Below are 11,347 nucleotides of genomic sequence, written 5' to 3'. Positions count from 1 at the left end.
CGCTGCCGAGGCGATGGGCGCCGCGGTCAGCGGGGATTGCGGGCGGGCCGCAGTTCGCGCGGCAACGCGAAGGTGAGCGTCTCCTCGGCGGTGGTCACGGTCTCGACGTCCGCGTAACCGTGCTCGGCGAGCAGATCCACCACCCCGCGGACGAGGACCTCCGGGACCGAGGCACCCGAGGTGACGCCGACCGTGGTGACGCCGTCGAGCCAGGCCAGGTCGATGTCGCGGGCGTAGTCCACCAGGTAAGACGCCTCGGCGCCGTTCTGCAGCGCCACCTCCACCAGCCGCTGCGAATTGGACGAGTTCTGCGAACCGACCACGATCACCAGCTCGCACCGCGGCGCCATCGCCTTGACAGCTACCTGGCGGTTCTGGGTGGCGTAGCAGATATCGTCCGACGGCGGGTCGTTCAGCAGCGGGAACCGTTCCCGGAGCCGGGACACCGTCTCCATCGTCTCGTCCACCGACAGCGTGGTCTGCGACAGCCAGATCACCCGCGACTCGTCGCGCACCTGCACGTCGTCGACGGCGTCGGGTCCGTCGACCACCTGGATGTGCTGCGGGGCCTCGCCGGCGGTGCCCTCGACCTCCTCGTGGCCCTCGTGGCCGATCAGCACGATGTCGTAATCGTCGCGCGCGAACCGCTTCGCCTCCTGATGCACCTTGGTGACCAGCGGGCACGTCGCGTCGATGGTCTTGAGGCTGCGCTGCGCAGCGCTCTGGTGCACCTCGGGAGAGACTCCGTGGGCGGAGAAGACCACGATCGCACCCTCGGGCACTTCGTCGGTCTCGTCGACGAAGATCGCGCCACGCTCGGTCAGCGTGTCGACCACATGCCGGTTGTGCACGATCTCCTTGCGGACATACACCGGCGCACCGTGCTTGTCGAGGGTCCGCTCGACAGTCTCCACGGCCCGGTCGACGCCTGCACAATATCCACGGGGCGACGCGAGAAGGACGCGCTTACTATCAGCCATGAACTCCAGGGTACGGCTGTGAGAGAGTTAGTACATGAGTCGTCCTCCATACGCTGCCCGCGTGGTCGCCGGTCTGGTCGCCACCACCATCGAGGAAACCCGCAAACTGCCGACGCGAGTCATCACTCTGCCGATGGGTGCGGTGAGCCGGAGTCTGCAGGCCGGCATGCGACTTCAGCAGAACATCGCCGAGCTCGCCATCAAGGGCGACGAGCTGCTCGCGCCGCTGTGCGACAAGTCTCAGGAACAGCCCGAGTGGGCGCGGTTCGACGAAGACGACGACGCGGAGGCGGCGAGCCGGCCGCTGCGTGCCGACGCGCCGGCCACTGTTCCGCAAGCCCCGGCCCGCGCCCCTGAGATGAACTCCGCGACAAACCACGCTGAGACGAGCGCCGCCGAGGCCCCCGCTGCGAGCCCCGACGAGTCCGCCGCCGACAGCGCCGCGCCCCCGGCCAACGCCGGACGTTTCGCGCTCTACAGCTCGGCTCCGGCCGACGTGGCCGCGGGCCCCACCTCTACGACGCCGGATGCCGCAGCGTCGCCGGAGCATCTCCCGGCCGCCGTCGCCGCCCTCGACTACCCGACGCTGACGCTGGCCCAGCTGCGCGCCAAGGTCCGCGGGCTCGGCACCGAGGAACTCACCGAGATCCTCGAGTTCGAGAAGGCGAACCGCAATCGCACGCCCTTCGTCACGATGCTCGACAACCGCATCGTCAGCCAGCAGAAGAAGGCCGAATCCGCGCAGTGAGCAACCGCGCAGTGACAACCGGCGCAGTGATCGACCCGGCCCGGCTCTGCACCGGGGTTCCGCGATGACGCCCGAGCAGGGGAACACCGCCGAGAATCCGTGGCCGGTGCGCACGCTCAGTTTCAAGATCGCGGACTGGATCCACCGGCTCGGGCAGGTGTGGGTGGAAGGTCAGATCACCCAGCTGAGCCTGCGCCGCGGCACGCGCACCGCTTTTCTGACGTTGCGCGATCCCGCCGCCGACATCTCGATCTCGGTGACCTGCGACCCGGGTCTGCTTCAGCGGAGTCCGGTGCCGCTCACCGAGGGCGCCCGGGTGGTGGTGTACGGCCGGCCCAACTTCTACACCGGCCGGGGCACTCTGTCGCTGCGGATCACCGACATCCGGCCGGTCGGCATCGGCGAACTCCTCGCCCGGATCGAACGCGTCAGGGCCCTGCTCGCCGCCGAGGGGCTCTTCGACGCCCGCCGAAAGAGGCCGCTGCCGTTCCTCCCCCACACGATCGGACTGATCACCGGCCGCGCCAGTGCCGCACAGCGCGATGTGATCGCCGTCGCGACCGCCCGGTGGGACGCGGTGCGGTTCGAGGTCCGGGATTCGCCCGTGCAGGGACCGACCGCGGTGCCTGCGATCGTCGAGCACCTCGCGGCGCTGGACGCCGCACCGCACGTCCAGGTCATCGTCATCGCGCGCGGGGGCGGCAGCGTCGAGGACCTGCTCCCCTTCTCCGACGAGACGCTGCTGCGCGCCGTCTCCGCCTGCCGGACCCCCGTGGTGAGCGCCATCGGCCACGAACCCGACAGTCCGCTGCTCGACCTGGTGGCCGACGTCCGCGCCGCGACGCCGACCGATGCCGCCAAGCGTGTGGTGCCGGACGTCTCGGCCGAACTGCAGGGAATCGCCGAGTTGCGCCGGCGCAGTGCCCACGCGCTGCGCAACTGGGTGCACCGGGAGGAACGGGTGGTCGAGGGGCTCCGGGCCCGGCCCGTGCTCGCGAACCCGCTGCGCATGGTCGACGACCGGCAGGACCGTGTCGACGGCGCAGTGCGCGACATCCGCCGCAGTGTCCGGCACCTGGTGACTGTCGAGGAGCATCGCACCGAACGTCTCGCATCGCAGCTGTCGACCCTCGGACCAGCGCAGACGCTCGCCCGCGGATACGCCGTGGTGCAGCGCACCGACTCCGACCAGCCGCACGCGGTCCGCTCGGTGGACGACCTGCCGGCCGGAGCGGCCGTGCGCATCCGCGTCGCCGACGGATCGGCCGCGGCAGTGATCTCGCCGACCACGAAGGAGAGCCGACAGTGACCGATCCCGGAGCCGATTTCACGCCCGTCGCCGAACTCGACTACGAGCAGGCTCGTGACGAATTGTCGGAGGTGGTCACCGCACTCGAGCGGGGTGGACTGGGTCTCGACGAGTCGCTGGCGCTCTGGGAGCGCGGCGAGGCGCTGGCCAAGCGGTGCACCGAGCATCTCGAGGGAGCTCGATCACGGATCGAGGCCGCACTGAACGACGACGCCGAGACCGACGACGAGGACTGAGGGACGAGGGCTGGCGGACGAGGACTGGAAGATTAACTTCCCCGCAGGCCCGGTGGCCGATCCGGCGACCGGCTCGGGTCAGGGACGCTTGGACGGCAGCGGTTCGGCCTCGGTGACCGCCTTCGCGAGGGTCTGCATGTCGGAGTCCGCGCCGCGGCTCACCACGCCCACTCGCACGTCGCCCATGTCGGCGATCCATGCCTTGCGGTGATCGTCGCCTGAGTAGGTGACCCAGCGCTGGCCCGAGATCTCGCGCACGCCACCGCCACTCGCGCCGTCGCCGAGCAGCTTCGGAACCAGCTGCTCCTCGGTCGCGGCGGTCTGCGTCAGCTGGATGTAGACGCCGTTGGGGGTGATCCAGCCGACGTTGCTGGAGAGAGTGGCGCCGATCTCCTGAGTCGAACCCGAGTTGGCCTTCCAGTTCGCGGGCAGTTTCGGCTCCCGGATCGGGAACGGCATCGACTCCGCATCGGCGTGCAGACCTGCACTGACGTTGAAACTGGGAATCTTCTGCTCGGTCGCCGAGTTGCCGAAGCCCCAGGAGCAACTGCCGCTGACCCCGGCCACGATCAGTGCGATCACCAGCAGCGGGATGAGCGACCAGACGAGGTCTCGTCCGTCTTGCAGGATCCGGGGTTTCTGGGCCATGGCTTCGATTATCGCAGTCGGGCGCCGCCCCCAGCCAATCGCCGGTCCCGGCCATGAAAGAATCGAGGTCTAGACCTCATCAAGGTTCGCAACGAAAGTGGAGTCCGCATGACCAAGCAAGCACCCGACCGCAACCTGGCCATGGAACTGGTCCGTGTCACCGAGGCCGCGGCGCTGGCCGCTGGTCGGTGGGTCGGGCGCGGCGACAAGAACTCCGGCGACGGCGCCGCGGTCGACGCGATGCGCGAACTCCTCTCCACAGTGTCGATGCGCGGAACCGTCGTGATCGGCGAGGGCGAGAAGGATGAGGCCCCGATGCTGTACAACGGCGAGATCGTCGGCAACGGCGAGGGCCCCGAGGTGGACGTCGCCGTCGACCCGATCGACGGCACCACGCTGATGGCCGAGGGACGTCCGAACTCGATCGCCGTCATCGCGGTCTCCGAACGCGGCACCATGTACGACCCGTCGGCGGTGTTCTACATGAACAAGATCGCCGTCGGCCCGGCCGCGAAGGGCGCGATCGACATCAACCAGTCCACCGAGTGGAACATCAATTCGGTCGCCGCGGCCAAGGGCATCGACGTCGCCGACCTGACCGTCGTCGTCCTCGACCGTCCCCGCCACGCCGAGCTGATCCACGAGATCCGTGAGGCCGGCGCCAAGATCCGGCTGATCTCCGACGGCGACGTGGCCGGCGCCATCGCCGCCGCCGGCGATTACAGCACCGTCGACATGCTCATGGGCATCGGCGGCACCCCCGAAGGCATCATCAGTGCCGTCGCGATGAAGTGCATGGGCGGCGAGATCCAGGGCAAGCTGTGGCCCAAGGACGACGCCGAACGCCAGAAGGCCGTCGACGCGGGCCTGGACCCGGACATGGTCCTGACCAACGACATCCTGGTGCGCGGAGAGAACTCCTTCTTCTGCGCGACCGGCGTCACCAACGGCGACATGCTCCGCGGCGTCACCTACCGTCCCAACGGGGCCACCACCCGCTCGCTGGTCATGCGCTCCAAGTCGGGCACCATCCGGACCATCGAGGCGGTCCACCAGACGTCCAAGCTGCGCGAGTACGCGCGCCTGGACATCTGATCCCCGCGATCGACCCCCGCGATCGACTGACCCCGGCCTCGCACCGAGGACCGACGATGCCCCTCGACTCCATGAGTCGAGGGGCATCGGTGCGTTCGGTGGGGAACGGCAGCGGTGTCAGACCCCGACACCGGCCAGCAGGGCGCCGTCCTTCATCTCCAGCACTCCGTCCACCCCGGTCACCGTCTGCAGATCGTGCGTCACCAGCAGGGAGGCGATGACGCGGTCTCGCGCCAGTTCGGTGAGCAGTTCGACGATCTGCGTTCCCCGTGTCGAGTCGAGCGCGGAGGTGGGTTCGTCGATCAGCAGCACCTGCGGTCCGTTCATCAGCGCCCGGGCGATGTTGACCCGCTGCCGCATTCCGCCCGAGAGCTGTCCGGGCCGGCGTCCGAACGCTCCGTCGAGCCCGACGGCCGAGAGGAGTTCGCGGGCCTGGGCGCGGTGCCGCGACGGCCGGCGACCGGCCACATGCGCCGCGAGCAGCAGTTGTTCCTCTGCGGTGAGTCCGGGTACCAGGTTGTCGTTCTGGAAGATCAGTCCGATCCGTTCGCGCCGGACGCGGGCCAGCGCCTCCGCGTCGAGGCCGTCGAGGCATCGGTCGCCGATCCGCACCGTCCCCGAGTCGGGCCGGATCAGTGCGCCGGCCACCGCGAGCACGCTCGACTTCCCGCATCCGGAGGGGCCGGTGAGCGCGACGGTGGTGCCCGGCTCCACGTGCAGGCTCACCCCGCGCACCGCGCGCACCACGCTGTCGCCGTCGGGGTAGGTCAGATCGATGTCGGTGAGTGTCAGTCCCGTGTCAGTTGCAGATCCCATGTCAGTTCCCATCAGTAGTCATCGGTCGGATCGGAGAAGTGTCAGCGGTTGAGGGCGACCAGCGGGTCCACCTTCACCAGGGGCCGCAGCGCCAGCGCCGCGCCCACCAGTCCCAGGACGGCCATGCCTGCGAGGACCGTCGCCCCGGCCGCCGGGTCGACGACCACCGGCGCCTTGCCCGACAGCAGCGAGGCGAAACCGACCGCCAGTGCCGCGCCGAGTGCCAGGCCGACCACCAGGACCGAACCGGCTTGGGCGAGGCCGTCGCGCAGCAGGTACCAGCGTCCCGCGCCCATCGCCCGGACCACCGCGAGCGAGCCGATGCGCTGACCGGTCCACACGGCGAAGAATCCGCAGACGACGACCGCCGAGATCACCACGAGCAGCCCCTGGATCAACAGCAGCGACATGTGTTCGGACGAGAAGCCCGGGACCAGGTCGGGCAGATCGGCGTGCGCCACCCGGACCAGGCCCGCCGGAGCCGCACTATCGGAGTCGACGATCAGTGCGTTCACCGAATCGCGGTGCGTCACCTCGCGCCATTCGCCGACCGGCATGGAGATCACCTGCTGATGGGCGTACTGACCGACGTCGGCCACGCGGTCGACCCGCACCGTCGTGGATCCGAGCTGGATCGAGCCGCCGGGGACCACGCCCAGCGTCTTCGCGATGTCCGGCGACACCACCACCTCGTGAACGTCGCCGCGGCCGAACACCGCGACCGTGGAGTTGGCTCCGTCATGGCTGGCACGCAGCGTCGCCACCCCCAGTTCGGTGCCCTCACCGGCGGTGCGGGTGATCTCGCTGTCCGACAGCAGCGCGGGCTTGTCGCCGTCCTCCTGCACCAGCAACGCGGCTCCGGGGAGCTTCTCCACGGCCGACACCGACTGCTGGCGGAGCCCCTCGGTCAGCGCCGACAGCGCGACCACCATGAACGCGAGCAGTGTCACCACCCCGACGACGAGCGCGAACCGCCCTGCTGCAGCGCGGAACTCCCGCAATCCCAGATACACGCGTCCTCCTGTGAACAGCGGTGCGAAACCGCTCGACCAACGTGCTTCCAGCCTGTCGGGAATCGGGCGCCGGAACATCGTCTGGGCACCTCAGATCTGCATCCATCCGGCGGCGCGCGGGCATCCATCGAAAGTTGTAGACGCCATGGTCGGTGGCGGCGGGGCGGTGATACTGGAGGCTATGACGCACGATCGACCGGCCGAGCGCTATGCGGAATGGGGCGGCCACATCCTGTTCCTGGCGCTTCTGCTCGCCGGAATGGCTCAAGCTCTGGCCGGCTCGGCGCCCATCGTGTTCGGCGGGGCCGCCGCGGTGATCGCCGGTGTCGCCGTCGTCGGCGGGTGGTACCTGCTCGGCGTGTGGTCGCACACGCGCGGCCGGGGCCTCGACACGGGCATCTGGGTGGTGATCCTCACCCTGCTGTGGGTCGCACTGGTGCTGCTCTCCCCCGGGTTCGTCTGGCTGGCCTTCGTCCTGGCCATGCTGTGCTGGTACTTCCTCGAACCGCCGGTCTCGGTGGTCGCCGAGGTGGTGATCGTGACGACGTCGATCGGCTCCACGCTGCTCCACAGTCCCGAGCTGATGGTCGGCGGCATCATCGGTCCGGCGTTCGGCATCGCCACCGCGGTCGCCGTGACTGAGATCTTCCGTCGGATCATCGCGATGGTGGACGAGCGCGACGAGCTCGTCGCCGATCTCCTCGCAACCCGAGAACTTTTGGCCGCCAAGGAACGTCAGGCCGGGATCCTCGCCGAGCGGGAGCGCCTGGGCGGGGAGATCCACGACGGCACCGGGCAGAGCCTGGCGAGCATCGTGCTGCTGCTGCGCTCGGCCACCAACGATGAGACCCCGGGCGATCAGCGCGACGTCCAGGTCCGCACCGCGCTCGACACCGCACAGAAGGCGCTCACCGAGTCGCGACGCTTCCTTCGCGGGCTCGACGGGCCGGACCTGCGCCCGGACGGCCTCACCGACGCCCTGCGCGAGGAGGTGGATCGGGTCTCCCAGAGCGGGTTGCCGGCTGAACTGCGAGTGCACGGCGACACCGTCGCGCTCCGGCCGGAGACCCGCAACACGCTGCTGAGAACGGCGCAGGAGGCGCTCACCAACGCCGCCCGCCACGCCCACGCGACCCGGGCCACCGTGACCCTGACCTATCTGCCCGACGAGGTGCATCTCGACGTCGTCGACGACGGAGTCGGCTTCCCGGCCGGCCGGCGACCCCCGCGCAGGTCCGACGGCTCGGGCTTCGGCCTGCGCGCCATGCAGAATCGGGTGTCGGAGGCGGGCGGGAGCGTCAGCGTCGAATCGGAGCCCGACGACGGTACCGTGATCCACGCCCGGCTCCCGATCGGAGGGCAACCGTGATCCGCATCATGCTGGTCGACGACCACCCCGTGGTCCGCGCAGGTCTGCGCGCCGTCCTGGGCGCCTCCCCCGATCTCGACGTGGTGGCCGAGGCCGGTACCGCCGACGAGGCGATCGCCCTCGCCGGCGAACTCTCCCTCGACGTCGTCCTGATGGATCTGCGCCTGCACGGGACCGAGACGCACGACGCGGACGGCGTCTACGCCACCCAATCGATCCGCCGGCTGGCCGATCCGCCTCAGGTGCTGATCCTCACCACCTACGAATCCGATGCCGACATCGTCCGATCGGTCAGTGCCGGTGCCGTCGGCTACCTGCTCAAGGACGCCGCGCCCGAGACCCTGATCAGCGCCATCCGGTCGGCTGCCGCCGGCGAGACGGTCCTCGGCCCAGCGGTGGCGGCGCGACTGCTGACCCGCGTCACCGACAGCAGGCCGGCCCTCACGGCACGAGAGCTCGAGATCGTGGAGCATCTCGACCTCGGCCTCAGCAACCGCGAGATCGCCAAGCGTCTGTTCATCTCGGAGGCCACCGTCAAGTCGCATCTGGTGCACATCTTCGACAAGCTCGGCGTCTCGAGCCGCAGCAAGGTGGTTGCCGTCGCACGTCAGCGCGGACTGATCGGCTGAGCGCACCCGCCGGACGGGATCGCCGGTTCCGCGTAGCGTGACTCGCATGAGCCTCACCACGTTTCCCACGGACTGGTCCACCGCCCTCGTGCTCGTCGCACATCCCGACGACCCGGAGTACGGGATGGCCGCGGCCGTCGCGCGCTGGACATCCGAAGGCAGACGCGTCGTCTACGGCCTGGCGACCAGCGGAGAGGTCGGCATCGAGGGGATGGCCGCGGCCGAGGCCGGGCCGCTGCGAGAAGGTGAGCAGATCGCCTCGGCCGCCGTGGTCGGCGTCGATGAGGTGGAGTTCTGGGGCTTCCCGGACAGCGAGTTGCAAAACACTCCGGAGCTGCGCGCGAAGATCACAGAGGCGATCGAGCGCGTGTCGCCCGACGTCGTCCTGGCGACGTACGGCGGCCCCGAGTGGGCGCCGGGCTTCCCCAATCAGCGCGATCACATGGAGTTCGCGGCGGCGGTGGTCGACGCCTACGACGAGCTCGCTGACCCGCCCTCGGGATTGTTCTGGAACGGCCCGCACCCGACGCACGCGGTGGACGTGACGGGCTTCGTCGAGGCGGCGGTCGAGTCGCTGTCGTGCCACCGCGTGTACCTCGAGGTGCTCAATCCGTCTACACCGGTGGCCGATCAGGCCCGCAATCAGGTGGAGTCGTTCACCGCCGCGATCGACGGGTTCGACGCCGCGCACGCCACGGGTTTCGAACAGATCCGGCCCCGCTGAACCGGCCTGTGGTGCCCCCGAGACAAGCGCCGGGGCCGCACGCGTCGTCGCATGCGGCCCCGGGTCCAACCGATGTGGCTTGGGTGCGTGTCAGCGCATCGCGCCGCTGAGCAGGTTCGGGATCAGCGTGGCGAGATTGCCCAGGACTCCGCCGATGAGATCGGCACCGGGCATCTTCTGCTCGGCCGGAGCCTCCTTCGGCGCGTTGACGTTGACGCCGATGGTGATCTTCGGGTTCTTGGCCGGGTCGAGCCACTTGAGGATCTCGACCATCTTGTCGCGGTCGATCGCGACGCAGCCCTGCGTCGGTTCGCCGTTGGTCACGTGCAGGAAGATCGCCGACGCGTCGCCCGGTGTGTTGGTCGGGTTGTGGTTGATGTTGACCGCGTAGTCGTACACCGGTCCGCTGTTGTACAGGTTCTCGCTGTCGCCGCCCGGGCTGGTGGCCGACTTGACGTGCGTGTTGTAGGTCGGCGACTTCTCGTTGGAGTCCCACCAGTCCTGCGTGGTCGCCTGGAAGTACGGCATCTTGGTCCCGGGATTCGCCTGGCGACCGAAGGCCTGGTCGAGTCCGAACGTGCCCTCCGGAGTCCGGTGCACGTTGTCCTGCGCCTTGCCCATGCCCTTCTCGCCGAGGAAGGCCTTGGTCGGGCCGATGACCGGCTTCCACTGACCTGCCGCATCCTTCTCGAACGCGGTCAGCGTCGCGGTCTGCGACGACGCCACCGGCGCCGTCACGACGATCATCTGGCTCGTCTCCTGCGCACCGGGCACGGCGGGGGTACCCGGTTCCTTCATCCCCTTGAGCAGGTTGTCGATCAACGTCGTGATGCTGTCGGATCCGGTCTGCGGAGACCCTGTCTGCGGCGCGGTCTGCGGGACCGCGGACGCCTGTCCGGCACCCACGACGAGTGCTCCGAGGAGCGCAGTAAGCGCAAACCCCACTTGCAACATTCGCCTCATCAGTAACTTCAGCACCATGCCAGTGTGCCAGTCGTTCGCTCGTGGCTGCCACACCTGGAGACCATCGTCACCTTTCCGCAACTGTTCTGTGAGCTGCCTGCGGAGGGTTCGCCGACGGCGTCCGCACCGAGGCCCGGCCCCGCACCCATGCCGCTGACCTGTGGCTCCGGCTACGGTGGAGGCCATGACCCCTGCTCCCCGATGGATCACCGACACCGCGCCCGGCCACAGTGAGTGGTACATCCAGCGATTCCGTGAGATGGCGGCGAACGGCGACGATCTGTTCGGGGAGGGTCGACTCATCGATGCGATGGTCGCCCGCTCGGCGCGGGTCCTGGACGCCGGTTGCGGACCCGGCCGGGTCGGCGGCTACCTGCACGGCGTCGGTCACCGGGTCACCGGCGTCGACGTCGATCCGAAGCTCATCGAGGCAGCGCAGACCGACTACCCCGGCCCCCGCTGGCGCGTCGCCGATCTCGCCGAACTCGATCTCCGCCGGCCGGACGGAACGCGCGAGCAGTTCGACGCAATCGTCTGCGCGGGCAATGTGCTGGCCTTCGTGGCGCCGAACACCGAGGCGGTCGTGCTGCAGCGCTTGTCCGACCATCTGCTGCCCGACGGCTTCGTCGCCGTCGGGTTCCATACGGCGAAACTGGCGGTGGAGACCTTCGACGCCGCCCTGACCGAGACCGACCTGTCGCTCGACCTCCGGCTGTCGACCTGGGACGTCCGCCCGTGGCACGACGACGCCGACTTCGCCGTGTCGATTCTGCGGCGCGCATGAGGTTGACGCCTGTAGACGAGGAGCAATCGATCC

The 11,347-nt window shown here is 69.2% G+C and carries 13 protein-coding genes; 8 read left to right on the top strand and 5 right to left on the bottom strand.

Annotation, left to right across the window (positions count from 1 at the left end; all coding sequences use genetic code 11):
* Window positions 1-26: 26 nt before the first annotated feature.
* On the bottom strand, window positions 27-980 hold the full coding sequence (locus ACK8HH_RS05375) for a 4-hydroxy-3-methylbut-2-enyl diphosphate reductase (protein ID WP_081598154.1): 954 nt from the start codon (window positions 978-980) through the stop codon (window positions 27-29).
* Between the two features lie 34 nt (window positions 981-1,014).
* On the opposite strand from ACK8HH_RS05375, the gene ACK8HH_RS05370 reads away from it, so the two are divergent.
* From ACK8HH_RS05370 to ACK8HH_RS05360, 3 genes are all read left to right on the top strand, one after another.
* On the top strand, window positions 1,015-1,728 hold the full coding sequence (locus ACK8HH_RS05370) for a lipid droplet-associated protein (RefSeq protein ID WP_278126544.1): 714 nt from the start codon (window positions 1,015-1,017) through the stop codon (window positions 1,726-1,728).
* Window positions 1,729-1,792: 64 nt separating this feature from the next.
* Entirely contained in the window at window positions 1,793-3,037 is a 1,245-nt protein-coding gene (gene xseA / locus ACK8HH_RS05365) for an exodeoxyribonuclease VII large subunit (RefSeq protein ID WP_006898022.1), read from the top strand.
* Window positions 3,034-3,273 (top strand): exodeoxyribonuclease VII small subunit, encoded by a 240-nt coding sequence (locus tag ACK8HH_RS05360; protein WP_062367124.1) that lies wholly within the window; start codon window positions 3,034-3,036, stop codon window positions 3,271-3,273. Before xseA ends, ACK8HH_RS05360 begins: the two co-directional genes overlap by 4 nt.
* Before the next feature lie 78 nt (window positions 3,274-3,351).
* On the opposite strand, the gene ACK8HH_RS05355 is transcribed toward ACK8HH_RS05360, so the two are convergent.
* Window positions 3,352-3,921: a DUF4245 domain-containing protein gene (locus ACK8HH_RS05355; RefSeq protein WP_006898024.1), complete on the bottom strand. Its 570-nt coding sequence runs from the start codon at window positions 3,919-3,921 to the stop codon at window positions 3,352-3,354.
* A 108-nt stretch (window positions 3,922-4,029) separates the two neighbouring features.
* On the opposite strand from ACK8HH_RS05355, the gene glpX reads away from it, so the two are divergent.
* Window positions 4,030-5,016, top strand: a complete 987-nt coding sequence (gene glpX / locus ACK8HH_RS05350) for a class II fructose-bisphosphatase (protein WP_006898025.1) — start codon at window positions 4,030-4,032, stop codon at window positions 5,014-5,016.
* Window positions 5,017-5,133: 117 nt separating this feature from the next.
* Here the strand turns inward: glpX and ACK8HH_RS05345 are convergent, their stop codons facing one another.
* Entirely contained in the window at window positions 5,134-5,832 is a 699-nt protein-coding gene (locus ACK8HH_RS05345; protein ID WP_062367126.1) for an ABC transporter ATP-binding protein, read from the bottom strand.
* Window positions 5,833-5,873: 41 nt separating this feature from the next.
* Window positions 5,874-6,845 carry an ABC transporter permease gene (locus ACK8HH_RS05340; protein ID WP_412475594.1) on the bottom strand — a complete coding sequence of 324 codons (972 nt, stop codon included), beginning with the start codon at window positions 6,843-6,845 and terminating at the stop codon, window positions 5,874-5,876.
* 181 nt (window positions 6,846-7,026) lie between these two features.
* Here ACK8HH_RS05340 and ACK8HH_RS05335 point away from each other — a divergent pair, with 181 nt between their 5' ends.
* From ACK8HH_RS05335 to ACK8HH_RS05325, 3 genes are read left to right on the top strand one after another with little or no spacing between them, the layout of a single operon-like run.
* On the top strand, window positions 7,027-8,214 hold the full coding sequence (locus ACK8HH_RS05335) for a sensor histidine kinase (RefSeq protein ID WP_039868099.1): 1,188 nt from the start codon (window positions 7,027-7,029) through the stop codon (window positions 8,212-8,214).
* Complete coding sequence (locus ACK8HH_RS05330; protein ID WP_006898029.1) at window positions 8,211-8,843, top strand: response regulator; 633 nt, start codon at window positions 8,211-8,213, stop codon at window positions 8,841-8,843. The genes ACK8HH_RS05335 and ACK8HH_RS05330 overlap by 4 nt, the downstream gene beginning before the upstream one ends.
* A gap of 46 nt (window positions 8,844-8,889) precedes the next feature.
* The gene (locus ACK8HH_RS05325) at window positions 8,890-9,567 is read left to right on the top strand and encodes a PIG-L deacetylase family protein (RefSeq protein ID WP_412475593.1); all 678 of its coding nucleotides are present in this window, start codon (window positions 8,890-8,892) and stop codon (window positions 9,565-9,567) included.
* Window positions 9,568-9,657: 90 nt separating this feature from the next.
* On the opposite strand, the gene ACK8HH_RS05320 is transcribed toward ACK8HH_RS05325, so the two are convergent.
* Window positions 9,658-10,521, bottom strand: coding sequence for a L,D-transpeptidase family protein (locus ACK8HH_RS05320; RefSeq protein WP_045539659.1), 864 nt, complete (start codon window positions 10,519-10,521; stop codon window positions 9,658-9,660).
* 193 nt (window positions 10,522-10,714) lie between these two features.
* Between ACK8HH_RS05320 and ACK8HH_RS05315 the strand changes: the two genes are divergently transcribed.
* A complete protein-coding gene (locus tag ACK8HH_RS05315; protein WP_006898032.1) occupies window positions 10,715-11,314 on the top strand; it encodes a class I SAM-dependent methyltransferase in 600 nt (199 codons plus the stop codon).
* Window positions 11,315-11,347 lie beyond the last annotated feature (33 nt).

Origin of the sequence: Gordonia sp. LUNF6, from assembly GCF_047041125.1 — a bacterium.
In the GTDB taxonomy this organism is placed as follows: Bacteria; Actinomycetota; Actinomycetes; order Mycobacteriales; family Mycobacteriaceae; genus Gordonia; species Gordonia sihwensis.
Note: the sequence above shows the minus strand (reverse complement) of the source record. Positions and strands in the feature narration are given on the sequence as shown.